17 protein-coding genes are annotated in these 18,054 nt (G+C 66.0%); 8 read left to right on the top strand and 9 right to left on the bottom strand.

Annotated features, from left to right (window positions below; all coding sequences use genetic code 11):
• Window positions 1-34 precede the first annotated feature (34 nt).
• From pepP to Herbaro_RS03590, 3 genes are read right to left on the bottom strand one after another with little or no spacing between them, the layout of a single operon-like run.
• The gene (gene pepP, locus Herbaro_RS03580) at window positions 35-1,381 is read right to left on the bottom strand and encodes a Xaa-Pro aminopeptidase (RefSeq protein ID WP_275012472.1); all 1,347 of its coding nucleotides are present in this window, start codon (window positions 1,379-1,381) and stop codon (window positions 35-37) included.
• Entirely contained in the window at window positions 1,378-2,091 is a 714-nt protein-coding gene (murU, locus tag Herbaro_RS03585; RefSeq protein WP_275012473.1) for an N-acetylmuramate alpha-1-phosphate uridylyltransferase MurU, read from the bottom strand. Before murU ends, pepP begins: the two co-directional genes overlap by 4 nt.
• 13 nt (window positions 2,092-2,104) lie before the next feature.
• Window positions 2,105-3,136, bottom strand: a complete 1,032-nt coding sequence (locus Herbaro_RS03590) for an aminoglycoside phosphotransferase family protein (protein WP_275012474.1) — start codon at window positions 3,134-3,136, stop codon at window positions 2,105-2,107.
• Between the two features lie 97 nt (window positions 3,137-3,233).
• Here Herbaro_RS03590 and Herbaro_RS03595 point away from each other — a divergent pair, with 97 nt between their 5' ends.
• The 8 genes from Herbaro_RS03595 (at window position 3,234) to Herbaro_RS03630 (ending at window position 11,692) form a co-directional block, all read left to right on the top strand.
• On the top strand, window positions 3,234-5,504 hold the full coding sequence (locus Herbaro_RS03595) for an LPS-assembly protein LptD (protein WP_275012475.1): 2,271 nt from the start codon (window positions 3,234-3,236) through the stop codon (window positions 5,502-5,504).
• 24 nt (window positions 5,505-5,528) lie between these two features.
• Complete coding sequence (locus Herbaro_RS03600) at window positions 5,529-7,028, top strand: peptidylprolyl isomerase (protein ID WP_275012476.1); 1,500 nt, start codon at window positions 5,529-5,531, stop codon at window positions 7,026-7,028.
• A gap of 99 nt (window positions 7,029-7,127) precedes the next feature.
• Window positions 7,128-8,159: a 4-hydroxythreonine-4-phosphate dehydrogenase PdxA gene (pdxA, locus tag Herbaro_RS03605; protein ID WP_275012478.1), complete on the top strand. Its 1,032-nt coding sequence runs from the start codon at window positions 7,128-7,130 to the stop codon at window positions 8,157-8,159.
• Complete coding sequence (gene rsmA / locus Herbaro_RS03610) at window positions 8,156-8,938, top strand: 16S rRNA (adenine(1518)-N(6)/adenine(1519)-N(6))-dimethyltransferase RsmA (RefSeq protein ID WP_275012479.1); 783 nt, start codon at window positions 8,156-8,158, stop codon at window positions 8,936-8,938. The genes pdxA and rsmA overlap by 4 nt, the downstream gene beginning before the upstream one ends.
• Before the next feature lie 158 nt (window positions 8,939-9,096).
• Window positions 9,097-9,474 carry a hypothetical protein gene (locus Herbaro_RS03615; protein WP_275012480.1) on the top strand — a complete coding sequence of 126 codons (378 nt, stop codon included), beginning with the start codon at window positions 9,097-9,099 and terminating at the stop codon, window positions 9,472-9,474.
• Window positions 9,475-9,666: 192 nt separating this feature from the next.
• On the top strand, window positions 9,667-10,293 hold the full coding sequence (locus tag Herbaro_RS03620) for a DUF5666 domain-containing protein (RefSeq protein ID WP_275012482.1): 627 nt from the start codon (window positions 9,667-9,669) through the stop codon (window positions 10,291-10,293).
• Between the two features lie 20 nt (window positions 10,294-10,313).
• Entirely contained in the window at window positions 10,314-10,928 is a 615-nt protein-coding gene (locus Herbaro_RS03625) for a cytochrome b/b6 domain-containing protein (protein ID WP_275012483.1), read from the top strand.
• Window positions 10,925-11,692, top strand: a complete 768-nt coding sequence (locus Herbaro_RS03630) for a molybdopterin-dependent oxidoreductase (RefSeq protein ID WP_275012484.1) — start codon at window positions 10,925-10,927, stop codon at window positions 11,690-11,692. The genes Herbaro_RS03625 and Herbaro_RS03630 overlap by 4 nt, the downstream gene beginning before the upstream one ends.
• A 68-nt stretch (window positions 11,693-11,760) precedes the next feature.
• On the opposite strand, the gene gloA is transcribed toward Herbaro_RS03630, so the two are convergent.
• The 6 genes from gloA to glyQ all read right to left on the bottom strand — a co-directional run bounded on the left by gloA (window position 11,761) and on the right by glyQ (window position 17,927).
• Window positions 11,761-12,165, bottom strand: a complete 405-nt coding sequence (gene gloA, locus Herbaro_RS03635; protein WP_275012486.1) for a lactoylglutathione lyase — start codon at window positions 12,163-12,165, stop codon at window positions 11,761-11,763.
• A 91-nt stretch (window positions 12,166-12,256) separates the two neighbouring features.
• Entirely contained in the window at window positions 12,257-13,255 is a 999-nt protein-coding gene (locus Herbaro_RS03640; protein WP_275012487.1) for a M48 family metallopeptidase, read from the bottom strand.
• A 40-nt stretch (window positions 13,256-13,295) separates the two neighbouring features.
• Window positions 13,296-14,105 carry a lysophospholipid acyltransferase family protein gene (locus tag Herbaro_RS03645; protein WP_275012488.1) on the bottom strand — a complete coding sequence of 270 codons (810 nt, stop codon included), beginning with the start codon at window positions 14,103-14,105 and terminating at the stop codon, window positions 13,296-13,298.
• Window positions 14,106-14,180: 75 nt separating this feature from the next.
• Complete coding sequence (gene gmhB / locus Herbaro_RS03650; RefSeq protein ID WP_275012489.1) at window positions 14,181-14,738, bottom strand: D-glycero-beta-D-manno-heptose 1,7-bisphosphate 7-phosphatase; 558 nt, start codon at window positions 14,736-14,738, stop codon at window positions 14,181-14,183.
• Window positions 14,739-14,819: 81 nt separating this feature from the next.
• A complete protein-coding gene (gene glyS / locus Herbaro_RS03655) occupies window positions 14,820-16,940 on the bottom strand; it encodes a glycine--tRNA ligase subunit beta (protein ID WP_275012490.1) in 2,121 nt (706 codons plus the stop codon).
• Between the two features lie 75 nt (window positions 16,941-17,015).
• Window positions 17,016-17,927: a glycine--tRNA ligase subunit alpha gene (gene glyQ, locus Herbaro_RS03660; protein ID WP_275012491.1), complete on the bottom strand. Its 912-nt coding sequence runs from the start codon at window positions 17,925-17,927 to the stop codon at window positions 17,016-17,018.
• Between the last annotated feature and the right edge of the window lie 127 nt (window positions 17,928-18,054).

Consider the following 18,054-nt stretch of genomic DNA (forward strand, 5'->3'; position numbering starts at 1 on the left):
ATCCGGCGCATGCCGCCGGTGTTGCGCTTGCCGTTCAGGCCTGGCGCATCAGCGCTTCGATGTCGTCGGCCTTGCTCGGCACGCCGGTGGTCAGCAGCTCGCAGCCGGTGGGCGTGACGTGGGCGTCATCCTCGATGCGGATGCCGATGTTCCAGTATTTCTCGGGCACGCCTTCGCCCGGGCGCACATAGATCCCCGGTTCGACGGTGAGCACCATGCCCGGCTGCAGCGTGCGCCATGGCTTGCTGCCGTCGGCCGCCGGCGGGTCGCGGTAGTCGCCGACGTCGTGCACGTCCATGCCCAGCCAATGGCCGGTGCGGTGCATGTAGAACTGGCGGTAGTCGCCTTTTTCGATCACGTCTTCCAGCGAGCCGACCTTGCGCTTGTCGAGCAGGCCGGTGTCCAGCATGCCCTGCGCCAGCACCCGCACGGCGGCGTCGTGGCCGTCCATGAAGCGCTTGCCCGGCGCCGTTTCGGCGACGGCGGCGGCCTGCGCGGCCAGCACGATGTCGTAGAGCTCGCGCTGCGGGCCGGTGAACCTGCCATTGGCGGGGAAGGTGCGGGTGATGTCGGCGGCGTAGCCGTCGAGTTCGCAGCCGGCGTCGATCAGCACCAGGTCGCCGTCCTTGAGCTCGGCATCGGCGGCGCGATAGTGCAGCACGCAGGAATTGGCGCCGGTGGCGACGATAGAGCCGTAGGCCGGGTACTGCGAGCCGTTGCGGCGGAACTCGTGCAACAGTTCGGCTTCCAGGTGGTATTCGCGCAGGCCGGGGCGCGAGAGGCGCATGGCGCGGCAATGCGCTTCGGCCGAAATCACGCCAGCGCGTTTCATGAGGTCGATCTCGAAGGCGTCCTTGAACAGGCGCATCTCGTCCACCAGCACGCTGACGTCGACCACCGAGCCGGGCGCGGCCACGCCGCTGCGCGAGAGTGCGCGCACGCCTTGCATCCAGCGCTGCAACTGGGCGTCGCGCTTGTCGTCATGGCCCAGCGCGTAGTACACGGCAGGGGCGTCGGCCAGCAGCGCCGGCATGCTCTTGTCGAGTTCGTCGATGGGATGCGCGGCGTCGAAGGCGAACTGCTGCTGCGCGGCCTGCGGGCCGAAGCGGTAGCCGTCCCAGATCTCGCGTTCCAGGTTCTTGTCGCGGCAGAACAGGATGCTGCGACTCTCGCGGCCGGCGATCAGCACCAGCACCGCCTCCGGCTCGGTGAAGCCGGACAGGTAGTAGAAATAGCTGTCGTGGCGATAGGGGTAGTCGGCATCCCGGTTGCGCATGACTTCCGGCGCGGTCGGGATGATGGCGACGCCGCCGCCGGCTTGTTGCATGCTGGCGATCAGGCGCGCGCGGCGCTCGGCGAAGGGCGTGGCGTTGAAGCTCATGGGCGGGGGCCTCCAGGCGGGTTCAATGCTTCCAGTTGTTCGATCGTGCCGACGTTGTGCCATTCGCCGCGGAAGACGTCGCCGCCGACCTGGCCGCGCGCGGCGTATTCGCGCAGCAGGGGGCCGAGCTTGGCATGTTCGCCGGGCGCGATCGCATCGAACATCTGCGGACGGTAGACGCCGATGTTGGCGAAAGTCAGCTTCTTCTCGCCTTCGTTGGCGATCGAGAAATTGTTGAGCGCGAAGTCGCCCTCGGGATGGAAGGGCGGATTCTTGATCAGCCAGATCCAGGCGACGTCGCGTTTGTCCGGCGGCAACGGATTGCCCCAGGGGTCTTCGTCTTCCAGCGCGCCCTTCACTTCTTCATAGTTGAAGTGCGGGCAGTAGATGTCGCCCGAGACGGCCACGAAGGGCGCCTCGCCCAGCAGGTGCCGCGCCTTGGCGATGCCGCCGGCGGTTTCCAGCGCCGTGCCTTCCGGCGAGTAATGCAACTGCGCGCCGAAGCGGCTGCCGTCGCCCAGCGCCTCTTCGATCATGTGGCCGAGATGGGCGTGGTTGATGACGATCTCGGTGATGCCGGCGCGCACCAGCGAGAGGATCTGCCACACGATCAGCGGGCGGCCGCGCACCTTGAGCAGCGGCTTGGGGCAACTGTCGGTCAGCGGGCGCATGCGCTCGCCGCGGCCGGCTGCGAAGATCATGGCTTTCATCGCGTGCGCCTCCTCAGAACGTGTAGCCGAACTTGGGGGCGTGTTCCTGCTCCAGCTTTTCGATCAGGCGCACCAGCGGCGTGAAGGCGACATAGCGGCGCGCCGTCTTGAGCGTGTACTCCATGACCAGCGGCATGTCCTTCAGGTAGCCGTCCTTGCCGTCGCGATGATAGAGGCGGGCGAAGATGCCCAGCACCTTGAGGTGGCGCTGCAGGCCCATCCACTCGAAGTCGCGGTAGAAGGTGTCGATGTCCGGCGCCACCGGCAGGCCGGCGCGGCGCGCCTTCTCCCAGTAGCGGATGGCCCAGTCCAGCACCAGTTCCTCGTCCCACTGGATGTAGGCGTCGCGCAGCAGTGAGACCAGGTCGTAGGTGGGCGGGCCGTAGACCGCGTCCTGGAAGTCGAGGATGCCCGGATTGCCGGCGGGCAGCACCATCAGGTTGCGCGAGTGATAGTCGCGATGCACGTATACCTGGCCCTGGGCCAGGTTGTTGGCGAGGATGGCGTCGAAGGTCTTGGTCAGGATGGCGTTCTGCTCGTCGGAGAGCGTCACGCCCAGGTGGCGGCCGATGTACCACTCGCGGAACAGCTCCAGCTCGCGCAGCAGCAGCGGGCGATCGTATTCGGGCAGGGCCTCGGCTTTGCTTTGCGCTTGTAAAAGTACCAGGGCCTCGATCGCATCCATGTATAGTTTGTGCGCGCTGTCGGCCGTGAGCTGGTTCAGGTAGGTCGTGGAGCCCAGGTCGGTCAGCAGCAGGAAGCCGCGTTGCTCGTCCTGCGCCAGGATCTTGGGAACAGTCACGCCGGTGGCGCCGAACAGGCCGGCCACCTTGACGAAGGGCCGCACGTCTTCTTGGGGCGGCGGCGCGTCCATCGCGATGGCGGTGCCGCCGTCCTTCATGTCCACCCGGAAATACCGGCGGAAGCTGGCGTCGGCGGAGGCCGGACGCAGGGTGGGGGAGAGCACCGGAGTGTCGGCGAGGGTATCGAGCCAGGCTTGCAGTTCGGACAGGCGGAGATCGGGGGAAGAACTGGATGAAGACATGAACTATCTGAGGAATTCGTTTGGCGTGGTTGAGTTCCCATATAATAAGGGATTAAATTCAAAAAATCCGCCTGCACGGTGTCTTGCCACTCTTTTCATGATCCGGTTTCCCAAGTCTCTTTCTGAACGCACTGTCAACTGGCGGTTGGCGCGTCTGTTTTCGTCGGCGATGGCGGTCGCATCGGCTTCCAGCCTGTTGCCGCTGACCGTCCACGCGCAGATGACGGCGCCGGCTGTCGCGCCGGCCGACGACAAGGACGCTCCGGTCAACGTGAGCGCCGAGCAGATGACCGGCCGTCCGGACCGCCAGGTGAACCTGGACCGCGACGTCGAACTGGTCAAGGGACACACCACCATCAAGGCGGACAAGGCGGAATACCGCATCATCCAGGACGAGGTCGAAGCCACCGGTCACGTCTGGATGCAGCGCATGCAGGACCAGTACACCGGCGACCATGCCGAGATGAACATGGGATCGGGCGCCGGCTACGTCACGCAGCCCACCTACCTGATCGGCAAGGTCGGCGGACGCGGCAAGGCCGAACGCATCAACTTCCTGTCGGACGACCAGGCGCAGGTCCAGCAAGGCACCTACAGCACCTGCGAGGCGACCGAACCCGATTGGTACCTCAAGGCCAACACCCTCGATCTCGATAGCGGACGCGACGTCGGCACCATGCACGGGGGCCTGCTGTACTTCAAGGATGTGCCCATCCTCGGTTCGCCCTGGATGTCGTTCCCGCTGTCGGGCGAACGCAAGTCCGGCGTGCTGCCGCCGACCATCGGCGCGACCAGCACCGGCGGCATGGAATTGGCGGTGCCGTACTACTTCAACCTGGCGCCGAACTACGATCTGACGCTGGTGCCCAAATACATTGCACGCCGCGGTCTGCAGATGGCCGCCGAGACGCGCTACCTGGGCGAAACCTACTCCGGCAAGACTTATGTTGAAGGGATCCAGGATCGGGTGACCGGCACCGGCCGTTACTCGCTGTCCTCGATCCACGACCAGACGCTGGCGCCGGGCCTCAAGCTGAACTGGAACCTGAACAAGGCCTCCGACAACGATTACGCATCCGACTTCGCCCACTCGATTACCGGCAGCACGCAGCGCCTGCTGATCCGCGACGTGGCCTTAAGTTATGCTACCCCGTACTGGAGCCTGTACGGTCACGTCTCCAAGTACCAGCTGCTGCAAGACGTCAACAATCCGATCACCAAGCCCTATGACCGGGTGCCGCAGATCGTCTTCACCGGCAGCCGGCTGGATCTCGGCGGCTTTGACTTCAATACGACGGCCGATTTCACGCGTTTCTCCAGCAACGACCTGGTCGGCGGCGACCGCGGCTACATCACGCAGTCGGTTGCATATCCGATCGTGCGTCCCAGTTATTTCGTGACGCCCAAGGTAACGCTGGATACCACCAGCTACCGACTCAACAACGTCCTGCCCGGCGCGCGCACCGACTATTCGCGCACCCTGCCGACGATGTCGCTGGATTCGGGCCTGTTCTTCGAGCGCGACACCGCGCTGCTCGGCCGCAACATGACCCAGACGCTGGAGCCGCGCCTGTATTATGTGCGCACCCCCTATCGCGACCAGTCGCAGCTGCCCAACTTCGATTCCGGCCTGGCCGACTTCAATTTCGCCCAGGTCTTCAGCGAGAACCGTTTCGTCGGCCACGACCGCATCAGCGACGCCAACCAGCTGACCGCGGCGCTGACGACCCGCTTCATCGAAGAGAACGGGCTCGAGCGCCTGCGCGCCGCGTTCGCGCAGCGCTTCTATTTCACCGACCCGCGCGTCGTGATCGACGGCACCACCACCACCACGCTGGGCAGCAAGTCCGACCTGCTGCTGGCCCTGGGCGGACAGATCACCAAGGAATTTTCCACCGACAACACGGTGCAGTACAGCGAGACGCTGCGCCAGATGGTGCGCTCGACCTTCGGCGTGCGCTGGCAGCCGGCGCCCAAGCGCGTGCTGAACCTGCAATATCGCCTGGACCGCACCTACGTCAACCCGTCGACCGGTCAGCTCGATCCCATCAAGCAAATCGATGTTTCCGGCCAGTGGCCGGTCTCGCAGCGCTGGTATGCCGTGGGCCGCATCAACTACTCGATCCCCGACCGCACCGTGGCCGAAGGCCTGGCGGGGATGGAATACAAGGCGGACTGCTGGGTCTTCCGCGTGGTGGCCCAGCGTATCCCTACCTCGTCGACCAAGGCGTCCACCGGTTTCTTCTTCCAGCTTGAACTCACCGGCTTCTCCAAGATCGGTTCCAACCCGCTGGAAGCGATCAAGAGCAGCGTTCCCGGTTACCAGAACGTGAACCTGCCGGACAGCGCGCCCAACGGCAACTTCTAACCTTTTTCTGACTCGTGTTCATTCATGCGTAATATGCGTACACCACTACTCGCAAAAACCAAAACAGTGACCGCACTGCTGTGCATGCTTGGCGTGATCAGCAATGCGCACGCGCAGTTCGCGACCACGATCATTCCGGTGGCGCCGTCGGAGACCGCGCCGCAGAGTCCGGCCAAGCCGGCCGCCGCCAAGCCCGCCGCCGTCAGGCCGGCGGCAGCAGCGCCGGTGTCGGCCACGCCCCCGGCCGTCGCGCCGGCCGCCGCCGCGCCCGAGCGTGTGCGCAGCGAGCCCAAGCCTGTGGACTCCATCCTGGTGGTGGTCAATAACGAAGTCATCACCCGCCAGGAAGTGTCCGAGCGCCTGGCCAGCATCGAACAGCGCATGACCGCGCAGAACGTGCAGCTGCCGCCGCGCAACCAGCTGGTGCGCCAGATCGTCGAGCGCATGATCGTGGAACGTGCCCAGGCGCAGATGGCCAAGGAAGGCGGCATCGTGGTGGACGACGCCATGCTGGACCGCGCCATGCAGCGCATCGCCGACCAGAACAAGATGTCGATGCCGGAATTCCGCACGCGCCTGGAAAAGGAAGGCATGGTCTACGCCAGCTTCCGCGAAGAGATCCGCCGCGAAATCCTGGGCCAGCGCCTGCGCGAGCGTGAAGTCGACAACAAGGTGACGGTGACCGAATCCGAGGTCGACAACTACATGGCCGCCGAGGCCAATGCCGGCGATACCCGTCAGGAGCTGGACATCGCCCAGATCCTGATCCGCGTGCCCGAGAACGCCACGCCGGAACAACTGGCCGCGCGCCGCGAGCGTGCCGAGGACGTGCTGCGCCAGCTCAAGACCGGCGCCGACTTCGCCAAGACCGCCGCCGCCTATTCCGACGCCTCCGACGCGCTGCAAGGCGGCGACCTGGGCTGGCGTCCGGCCGAGCGCCTGCCGCAGCTGTTCCTGGACGGCGTGGCCAAGCTGCAGGACGGCCAGATCGGCGCCATCCTCAAGAGCGGCAACGGCTTCCACATCCTCAAGCTGGTCGGCCGCCGCGCCGCCGGCAATACCCAGGCCGCCGCGCCTGCCGTGCAGCAGACCCATGTGCGCCACATCCTGATCAAGGTCAACCAAGTGGTGACCGCAGTCGAGGCCAAGCGCAAGCTGGCCGAACTGAAGGAGCGCCTGGACCATGGCTCGGCCACCTTCGAGGAACTGGCCAAGCTGTATTCGAACGACCTGTCGGCCTCCAAGGGCGGCGACCTGGGCTGGGTGTATCCTGGCGACACCGTGCCCGAGTTCGAGCGCGCCATGGATCAGTTGAAGCCGGGCGAGGTCAGCCAGCCGATCGAGTCGCCGTTCGGTTTCCACCTGATCCAGGTGGTCGAGCGCAAGACCGACGACGCTTCCAAGGAGCGCGCCCGCCAGGCTGCGCGCCAGGCCATCCGCGAGCGCAAGATCGAGGAAGCCAACGAAGACTGGACGCGCCAGATCCGCGACCGCGCCTACGTCGAATATCGTAACGACGACTGAGATCGCCAGGAGGGCGCGTGAGGCGTCCTTCGTGTCATCGAGCAAGAAGCCGGCGTTGTCGCCGGCTCTTGCATTTTTGAAGCCTATTTCCTTCACGCCATGAATCGACCCATCATCGCGCTCACCTGCGGCGAACCGGCAGGCATCGGTCCCGAGATTTCCCTGCGCGCGGCCTGGGAGCTGCGCGGCGACGTGCGCTGCGTGCTGCTGGGCGACGCCGCGCTGCTGGCCCAGACCGCATACGACATCGACCCGCAGATGCGGGTGGCGGCCATTTCCATCCAGGCATGGCGCAATGGCGGCCTGCCCGATTTCCCGGCCGATCGCCTGTGCGTGATCGATTGCCCGGCGGCCGAGCCGGTGCGGGCCGGGCAGCTCGACGCCCGCAATGGCCGCGCCGTGCTGCAGGCGCTGGACATGGCGGTCGAAGGCGCCCTGGGCGGCGCCTTTGCCGCGATCGTCACCGCGCCGCTGCAAAAGAGCGTCATCAACGACGCCGGCGTCGCCTTCACCGGCCATACCGAATACCTGGCCGACGCCACCGACACGCCGCAGGTGGTGATGATGCTGGCCGGCGGCGACGCCCCGCACCTGCGCGTGGCGCTGGCCACCACCCACCTGGCGCTGAAGGACGTGCCCGCGGCCATCACCGCCGACAGCCTGGCGCGCACGCTGGACATCATCGACGCCGACCTGCGCGGCAAGTTCGGCATCGCCCGGCCGCGCATCCTGGTGACCGGCCTGAATCCGCACGCCGGCGAGAACGGCTACCTGGGCCGCGAGGAGATCGACGTGATCGCCCCGGCATTGCTGGCCGCCCAGCAGCGCGGCATCGATGCGCGCGGTCCTTACCCGGCCGACACCCTGTTCCAGCCCAAGTACCTGGAAGACGCCGATTGCGTGCTGGCGATGTACCACGACCAGGGCCTGCCGGTCCTGAAGTTCGCCAGCTTCGGCCATGGCATCAACATTACGCTGGGGCTGCCGCTGATCCGCACATCGGTCGATCACGGCACCGCGCTCGACCTGGCCGCGCGCGGCCTGGGCCTCGCCGACCACGGCAGCATGGTGGTTGCGATCCGCGCCGCCGCCGACATGGCGCGGCGACAAAACGACAAGGCACGACCATGAAACACATCGCCCGCAAACGCTTCGGCCAGAACTTCCTGACCGACGACGTCGTCCTGTACGACATCATCCGCGGCATCGCGCCCGAGCCCGACGACGCCATGGTCGAGATCGGTCCCGGCCTGGCGGCGATGACCGCGCTGCTGCTCGACACCGTGCGTCACCTGCACGTGGTGGAGCTGGACCGCGACCTGGTCGAACGCTTGAAAAAGCGCTTCCCGGCGCAGCGCCTGAGCGTGCATTCGGCCGACGCGCTCAAGTTCGATTTCACTTCCATTCCGGTGCCGCCGGGACAGAAGCTGCGCGTGGTCGGCAACCTGCCCTACAACATCTCCAGTCCGCTGCTGTTCCACCTGGCCGAGATCGCGCCGCTGGTGCGCGACCAGCATTTCATGCTGCAGAAGGAAGTGGTCGAGCGCATGGTGGCCGAGCCCGGCGGCAAGGCCTATGGGCGCTTGTCGGTGATGCTGCAGTGGCGCTATCACATGGAGCTGCTGTTCGTGGTGCCGCCCACCGCCTTCGATCCGCCGCCGCAGGTGGATTCGGCCATCGTGCGCATGATCCCGCTGGCGCAGCCGATGCAGTGCGAGCAGGCCTTGCTGGAGCAGGTGGTCACCAAGGCTTTCTCCCAGCGGCGCAAGGTGATCCGCAATTGCGTGGCGGGCCTGTTTACCGAAGACGAACTCAGGCAGGCCGGCGTCGATCCGCAGGCGCGCCCGGAAGCCGTCCCGGTGGCGCAGTTCGTGGCCCTGGCCAATCTGCTGGCGGCGCGCAAGGGCTGACGCCGCGGGCCGCTGCGGCGGTTGCAGAAAGTCACAATTGGGGACGCGACTCGTAAGAACTGTAACCAAGTTTCAGAATCGATGGATTTCGATTTTTTGCGGCGTATATTCAAATCGTACCGCGACGACATAGCGGACTTTTCTGACAGGAGCCAATCATGGCCAGCAAAAAAATCGCATCGGTTCTGATCGCCACCACACTTCTCGCGTCGGCCGCCGCCGTCAGCACGCCCGCCATGGCGCATGGCCGCGGCGGCAATGACGGCGTCGCCATCGCCGCCGGCATCATCGGCGCGGTTGCCATCGGATCCCTGATCGCCAACGCCAATTCCGCCCCGGCCCAGCCGGTCTACCAAGCGCCGCCTCAGCAGGTCTATTACCAGGCGCCGCAGCCGGTGTACTACCAGCCGCCGCAACGGGTGTACTACGAGCAGCCGCGCTACTATGCGCCGCCGCCGCGTCCGGTGCGCTACGTCGAGCGCACCGAGGTGCGCAGCTACCGCTACGACGACCGTCCTTACTACTACGGCCGTTGAGCGCGCGCCGGGCGCCGGCATCCATCCGGTCTTGAGGAGAAACGGGCAGCCTGTGGGCTGCCCGTTTCTTTTGCGGCCAAGCCACTGCAGGCTTGTTGGAAACTGACAATTTTGTCATTCAAATGTCATCCGAATGACGCCTTTGCCTGACTACGATGATCGATCCTCAACCCCCTCCCGAGGCTCGATCCCATGAACGTATCCCCAGTCAAATTCCTACGCGGCGCCGTTGCATCGGCCCTGCTCGCAAGCGGTCTCGTCACCGGCGCGGCCATGGCCCAGGCGCCGGCCCAGACCGGCATTCGCGGCACCATCGTCTCGGTGGGCGCCGACAAGCTGGTCGTCAAAAGCAATCGCGGCGGCGAGCAGGCCGTCGCGCTCGACAAGGACACCCGGGTAGCGGCGATCTCGCTGGCCAACATCAATGACATCAAGCCCGGCAGCTACATCGGCGCGGCCGGCATTCCACAGCCCGACGGCTCGCAAAAGGCGCTGGAAGTGCACGTGTTCCCGCCGGCGATGGCCGGCACCGGCGACGGCCACCGCCCGTTCGACCTGGCGCCCAACAGCACCATGACCAACGGCACCGTGGGCGACGTCGTGGCCAGCAGCGGTCGCACCCTCACGCTCAAGTACAAGGACGGCGAGAAGAAGATCGTGGTGCCTGAAGACGTGCCCATCGTCAACATCGAAGCAGGCGAGCGCTCCATGCTGGTCGCCGGCGCCAAGGTGGTCGTGCGCGCGCGCAAGAACCCGGACGGCAGCATGACCGCCGCCTCGGTCAGCGTGGGCAAGAACGGCGTCACTCCGCCGATGTAATGGACGCAAGAGGCGCATCGATGTCCCGCAAGCTCATCCTCCATCCGCTGGCCGTTCGCATTGCCCATTGGCTCAATGCGCTGGCCATCGGCTGCATGCTCAGCAGCGGCTGGGGCATCTATAACGCCTCGCCGATCTTCGACTTCAGGTTCCCGGCCTGGGCGACCCTGGGCGGCTGGCTGGGCGGCGCCATCGCCTGGCATTTCGCGGCGATGTGGCTGCTGGTGGCCAACGGACTGTTCTATCTCGCCTACGGCGCCGCCAGCGGGCATTTCCGCCGCCATCTGCTGCCGCTGAGCGCGCGCGATGTGCTGGCCGACGCGGGCAAGGCCTTGCGCTTTCGCCTGCCGCATCGGCCCGGCATCTACAACGCCGTGCAGAAATTGCTGTACTGGGCAGTGATGCTGCTGGGCGTGCTGGTGGTGCTGTCCGGCCTCTCCATCTGGAAACCGGTGCAGCTGGACTGGCTGGTCGACCTGTTCGGCGGTTTCGATTTCGCGCGCAAGGTGCATTTCGCCGCCATGGCCGGCATCGGCGGGTTCGTGGTGGTGCACCTCGCGCTGGTGGCGATCGTCCCCAAGACCCTGTTGCCCATGGTGACCGGGCGCTCGCATGCGAAGGAGGCAATGCGATGAGCGGAAAAGATGACCGTGCTGCCGCCAGGATCCGGCTGGCCGACCACCGGACGGCGCTGGTGAAAGTCGAGCGCCGGCTCCTGTTGAAATCGGCGCTGTCGCTGGGCGCGCTGTCCATGCTCTCGGGCTGCGACCTGCAGGACAACGACAGCGTCGACAAGGCCTTGTGGGCCATGTCCCGCTGGAACGACCGGGTCCAGGCCCTGCTGTTTCGCGGCGACAAGCTGGCGCCGACCTATGCCGCCAGCCAGATCACCAATCCCTTCCCCTTCAATGCGTTCTACGACGAGTTCAACGCGCCGGAGATCGACGGCGCCGACTGGCGCCTGGAGGTATCCGGCCTGGTGCGCGACAAGCAGCCATGGACGCTCGATCGCCTGCGCACCCTGCCGCAGGCCGGGCAGATCACGCGGCATATCTGCATCGAAGGCTGGAGCGCCATCGGCCAGTGGTCGGGCGTTCCGCTGAAGGCATTCTTGCAGGCGATCGGCGCCGACCTGTCGGCGAAGTACGTCGGCTTCAAATGCGCCGACCGCTATTACTCCAGCCTGGACATGCCGACGGCCTTGCACCCGCAGACCATCCTGGCGCTGGACTTCGGCCGTGAGCCGCTGCCGGTCTCCTACGGCTTCCCCCTCAAGGTGCGGGTGCCGACCAAGTTGGGGTTCAAGAATCCCAAGCACGTCGTCGCCATCTACGTGAGCAACCAGAACCCCGGGGGCTATTGGGAGGACCAGGGCTACAACTGGTTCAGCGGCATCTGAGGACGGCGCCGTACCAATGAAAAAGCCCGCGCAGAGCGGGCTTTTTTACGACTGGCGGAACGCGCCGCTCAATCGGGAGCGTCGGACCGTTCCTTCTTTTGGATGAACTCGATCTTGTAGCCATCCGGATCCGCCACGAAAGCGATCACCGTCTTGCCGTGCTTCATCGGCCCGGCTTCGCGGGTCACGCTGCCGCCTTTTTGCTTGACCGCTTCGCAGGCGGCATAGGCGTCTTCCACTTCCAGCGCGATGTGGCCGTAGCCGGTGCCGAGGTCGTACTTGTCGGTGTCCCAGTTGTGGGTCAGTTCCAGCACGGTATGGCTGCTTTCCTCGCCGTAGCCGACGAAGGCCAGCGTGAACTTGCCGTCGGGGTAGTCGTTCCGGCGCAGCAGCTTCATGCCCAGCACGGTGGTGTAGAAGTCGATGGAGCGATCCAGATTGCCCACTCGGAGCATGGTGTGCAGCATTCGCATGAGATTCCTCTTATTGGGTAGGTTGATACGGTAGGTGAAACACCTGCCTGGGAAGTCGGCGCCGGCGCGCCGGACGCCTGCGGAAAACGGGTCAGAAGATCGGCAGCGTTTCCGGCGCGTTCTCGCGCAGGGCCCGCTTGGCCGTTTCGAATTCAGGGAAGATCGACTGCACGGTGGCCCAGAACTCCGGGCCGTGGTTCATTTCGCGCAGGTGCGCCAGTTCGTGCGCGATCACGTAGTCGATCAGCGGCAGCGCGAAGTGCATCAGTCGCCAGTTCAGGCGGATGCGGCCGTCGGAGGTGCACGAACCCCACTGCGTGGTGGCCGAGGACAGCGCGAACGAGCGGTAGCTCACGCCCAGTTTTTCCGCATAGACCATCAGGCGCTTGCCGAACAGCTCCTCGGCGCGCGCCTGCAGCCAGCCTTGCACGCGGTCCTTGAGCTGCTGCTCGCCGGCGTCGGCCGGCAGGCTGACGTTGAGTTCGCGGGTTTCTTCGTCCAGCTGCACGCCGGCGCGCTGGCCGGCGCGGATGCGCAGCGTGATGTCGTGGCCGAGGTAGGGCAGGGTGGCGCCGTCGCGCCATTGCATCTGCGGCTGCAGGCGGCGCGCCGAGCGCTCGCGGCGTTCGTTGAGCTTGGTCAGGATCCAGCGCTGCTTCTCGCGGATGGCGTTCTCGATCTCGCCGATGGTCACCCACTTGGGCGCGGTCACGCGCAGGCCTTCGTCGCTGACCAGGAAACCGATGGTGCTGCGCTTGGAGCGCAGCAGCGCGTAGTCGATGGTGTGCTCGCCCAGCAGGATGCGGCGCTTGCCGTCGGCCGGCTTGCCGGTCGGCGGCGGCACCAGGGTGTTGACGGGCGTGGGCGGCGCGGCGATCACCGGCGGCGGCAGCGGCGCGGCGTGCACCACCGGCGCGGGCGTGACGATCAGCGGCGTTTGCACCGTGGGCGAGGCCAGCGCCGGGCCGGGTTCGGCCGGGGAAGCTTCAGGTTGCGCGGACGGCTCGGCCTGCTCCGGTTCCGGAGCGAACAAATCCAGTTGCAGCGAAAGCTGGTTGGGATTGGTCTTGGGTTTGCGAAGCAGTTTCAAGGGAGTCGCGGCGTCCTGATGATGCTGTGTTGGCGATGGGCTAACTAAAGCTGGCGGAATCGGAGGAATCAGCGGAGCCGCCCGCGGCTTGCCGCGGCGGGCTGTTCTTGTAGGCACCCGGCGAAATCACGCGCATCTCGGATTCTATCCAATTTTCGACGCGTTCGTTCAATTCGGCCGGATTCAAGCCCTCGGGCGAAATCGGCTTGCCGATCGAGACGATGATGGTGCCGGGCTTCTTGACGAAGGTGCCCTTGGGCCAGCATTCGCCCGAGTTCATGGCGACCGGCACCACCAGCGTGTTGGTTTCCACCGCCAGGCGCGAGCCGCCGGCCTTGTAGCGGCCCTGCGAGCCGACCTTGGTGCGCGTGCCTTCCGGGAACATCATGATCCACTGGCCGTCGCGCAGGCGGCGCTTGCCGTGCTCCAGCACCTGCGAGAAGGCGTCGCGGCCGCGGCTGCGGTCGATCGGGATCATGCGCAGCAGCGCGATGCCCCAGCCGAAGAAGGGGATGTAGGTCAGTTCCTTCTTGAACACGAACACCAGCGGGCGCGTCATCTGGATCACGTAGAAGATGGTCTCCCAGGCCGACTGGTGCTTGGAGAGGATGATCGCCGGCGCGTCGGGCAGGTTTTCCATGCCCCGCACCTCATGGCGGATGCCGCAGATCATCCTTGCCGCCCACAGCACGAAGACGTTCCAGCGCGAGGTCCACCAGTAGCGCTGGCGATAGGGGAAGGGGGCGGACAGCAGGCAGGCGAACGACCAGATGACGGTGGCGATCGCCATCACGATCATGAACACCAGCGAACGCAGAATCAAGGTAAGGCGCAAAATGCTTTTCTCCAATACTGCGGCATGCAGTGGGTTGCGACATGGACGGCGCGCGGTGGGGCGCAATCCGGTGGGGTCAGGCTGGCGCCACTATACCGATACGTCGACCGGCGCCTTGAGAACGAAATCAACAACCGCGGAAAGATTCGGGTAGACCAGCGTGCCCGGCGGCAAGCCGCCCTTGGCCTGGGTCTTTTCGCCCTTGCCGGTCAGCACCAGGCAGGGCGCGCAGCCGGCGACGTAGCCCGCCTGCAGGTCGCGCAGCGAGTCGCCCACCGTGACCACGCCGCCGCGCAGGCTGATGTTGAAGCGCTTGGCGATCTCGTGGAACATGCCGGGCTTGGGCTTGCGGCAATCGCAGTTGTCGTCGGCCGAGTGCGCGCAGAAGAACACGGCGTCGATGTCGGCGCCGACCTGCTGTGCGGCGGAATGCATCTTCTGGTGGATGGCGTTCAGGGTCTTGATGTCGAACAGGCCGCGCGCCACGCCGGACTGGTTGGTGGCGACCACCACCCGGTAGCCGGCCTGGTTCAGGCGCGCGATCGCCTCCAGCGAACCCTTGATCGGAATCCACTCGTCGGGCGACTTGATGAAGGCGTCGGAGTCGTGGTTGATCACGCCGTCGCGGTCGAGAATGATCAGTTTCATGCGTCAGGCTTCCCTTGATGAAATCCGCCGCGCAGGCATAGCGGCCATGCGCGGCGGATCGGTTCCTTGCAGCGTTTGCGTTCAGGCGGCCAGCTTGGAAATGTCGGCCACCTGGTTGAGCATGCCGTGCAGTTCGGCCAGCAATGCCTGGCGGTTCTTGCGCAGCTGTTCGTCCTCGGCGTTGACCATCACGTCGTTGAAGAAGGCGTCGACGTTGGTGCGCAGCTGCGCCAGCGCCTTGAGCGCGCCGGCGAAGTCGCCCTGCGCGTAGGCGGCCTGCACCTGCGGGCGCGACAGCTGCATGGCCGAATACAGGCCCTGCTCGGCGACTTCGCGCAGCAAACCGTTCTGCACCGCGCCGTGGCCATCGATGGCCACGCCTTCGATCTTCTTGAGGATGTTGGTGATGCGCTTGTTGGCCGCGGCCAGCGCCTCGGCTTCCGGCAATGCGGCGAAGGCCTGCACCGCTTCCAGGCGCTCCACCACGTTGTCCAGCACGTCGGGTTGCTGGGCCACCACCGCCTCGACCTCGTTCTGGGCGAAGCCGCGCTCGCGCAGCAGGCCGCGCAGGCGGTCGTAGATGAAGGCCTGCACGTCGGCGCGCGGATCCTTGAAGTTGGGATTGCCGGCGAACAGCGCGACGGCGGCATCCAGCAGGCTGTCGAGCGACAGCGGCAGGCGCTTCTCGACCAGCATGCGCAGCACGCCCAGCGCGTGGCGGCGCAGCGCGAACGGATCCTTGTCGCCGGTCGGCTGCAGGCCGATGCCCCAGATGCCGACCAGGGTTTCCAGCTTGTCGGCCAGGGCCACGGCGGTGCCGGTGGCGCTGGCGGGCAGCGCGTCGCCGGCGAAGCGCGGCTGGTAATGCTCGGACGCGGCCAGCGCGACCTCGTCGGGCTCGCCATCATGGCGCGCGTAGTAGGTGCCCATGATGCCTTGCAGCTCGGGGAACTCGCCCACCATGTCGGTCAGCAGGTCTGCCTTGGCCAGCAGGGCGCCGCGTTCGGCCAGGGCGACGTCGCCCTGGAGCAAGCCGGCAATCTTGCCGGCCAGGGTCTTGACCCGCTCGGTGCGCTGCAGCTGGTTGCCCAGCTTGTTGTGATAGACCACGTTGGCCAGCAGCGGCACGCGGTCGGCCAGCTTTTTCTTCTTGTCCTGCTCGAAGAAGAACTTGGCGTCCGACAGGCGCGGGCGCACCACGCGCTCGTTGCCGCCGATGATGTGTTCGGGGTGCGCGGTTTCCAGGTTGGAGACGATCAGGAAGCGCGAGCGCAACTTGCCCGACGCATCGGTCAGCGCGAAATACTTCTGGTTGGTCTGCATGGTCAGGATCAGGCATTCCTGCGGCACCGCCAGGAACTCGTCCTCGAAGCTGCATTCGTAGACCACCGGCCATTCGACCAGCGCGGTCACTTCATCGAGCAGGCTTTCCGGCATCAGCACCTGGTCGGCGCCGGCGTGCTGCAGCAGCGCGGCGCGGATCTTTTCCTTGCGTTCGCTGAAGCTGGCGATGACGCGGCCTTGCGATGCCAGCGTCTCGACGTAGGCGGCCGGCGAGGCGATCTGCAGCGCGCCCTGCGACAGGAAGCGGTGGCCCAGCGTGGTGCGGCCGGCGTCCAAGCCGAGGATGGTCAGCGGCACGATGTCGTTGCCGAGCAGCGCGACGAGATGGTGCGCCGGGCGCACGAAGTGCACGGTCTCGCCGGCGGCGTGGCCGGACTGGCGCTGGTAGCTCATCACCTTGGGGATGGGCAGCTTGGCGATGGTGTCTTCCAGCGCCGCCTGCAGGCCGGCGGCCAGCGGCGAACCCTTGGCGGTGTAGGTGTAGAAGAAGCTCTCGGCCTTGCCGTCCTGGGCGCGCTCGAGCTGGTCGGGCGTGATCACGGCCGCGCCGGTGGCGGCGGCCAGCGCCGCCAGTTTCTTCACCAGGGGAGCGGCCGGACGGCCTTCCGCATCCAGGCCCACCGAGACCGGCAGCACCTTTTCGCGGATGGACTTGTCCGGCGAGGCGGCGCGCACGCCGGTGACGGAAACCGCCAGGCGGCGCGGCGTGGCGTAGGCGGTGGCGGCGGCATCGGCGTCGAGGTAGCCGCGGCTTTGCAGGCCGTTGAAGATGCCGGCGGCGAAGGCGTCGCCCAGCTTGGCCAGCGCCTTGGGCGGCAGTTCTTCGGTGACGAGTTCTACGAGGAGTGTCTGGTTCATGTTGTCTGTCTTGCTGTCTTGCCCGGTGCGGCCGTCAGGCCGCACGCCGGTCGTGTCTGTGGGTGCCGCTGATGATCAGGCCGCGGCCTTGGGCGCGTCGGCCATGGGGAAGCCCAGGCGCTCGCGCGACTCGTAATAGGCCTGCGCCACCGCGCGCGACAGGTTGCGGATGCGGCCGATGTAGGCGGCGCGCTCGGTGACCGAGATGGCGCCGCGCGCGTCGAGCATGTTGAAGGTGTGCGCGGCCTTGAGGACCTGTTCGTAGGCCGGCAGCGCCAGCGGCACTTCCATCAGGCGCTTGGCTTCGGCCTCGTAGTTGCCGAACAGCGAGAACAGGAACTCGGTGTTGGAATACTCGAAGTTGAAGGTCGACTGCTCGACCTCGTTCTGGTGGAACACGTCGCCGTAGGTCAGCTTCTTCTTGACGCCGTTCTCGGTCCATTCGGTCCACACCAGGTCGTAGACGTTTTCCACGCCCTGCAGGTACATCGCCAGGCGCTCGATGCCGTAGGTGATCTCGCCCAGCACCGGCTTGCAATCCAGGCCGCCGACCTGCTGGAAGTAGGTGAACTGGGTCACTTCCATGCCGTTGAGCCACACTTCCCAGCCCAGGCCCCAGGCGCCCAGGGTCGGGTTTTCCCAGTCATCCTCGACGAAGCGCACGTCGTTCTGCTTCAGGTCCAGGCCCAGCGCTTCCAGCGAACCCAGGTACAGGTCCAGGATGTTCTCCGGGGCCGGCTTCAACACCACCTGGTACTGGTAGTAGTGCTGCATGCGGTTGGGGTTTTCGCCATAGCGGCCATCCTTGGGACGGCGCGAAGGCTGCACGTAGGCGGCGCGCCACGGCTCCGGGCCGATCGCGCGCAGGAAGGTCGCGGTGTGCGAAGTGCCCGCGCCGACTTCCATGTCGTAGGGCTGCAGCAGCGCGCAGCCTTGGGCGTCCCAATATTCTTGCAGCTTGAGGATGATTTGTTGAAATGTCAGCATCTTGTGTGGTTGCCTGATGAACCGGCGAGGAATTGCTAAAACCTTGAATTTTAGCGTCTTTTGGGCCGCTTGACCCGGTTTTGGAGAGGCCGGAAGGGACGGCCGAGGGGCCGGCGGCCCCTTGTCG

This window comes from Herbaspirillum sp. WKF16 (genome assembly GCF_028993615.1).
Lineage (GTDB): Bacteria > Pseudomonadota > Gammaproteobacteria > Burkholderiales > Burkholderiaceae_D > Herbaspirillum.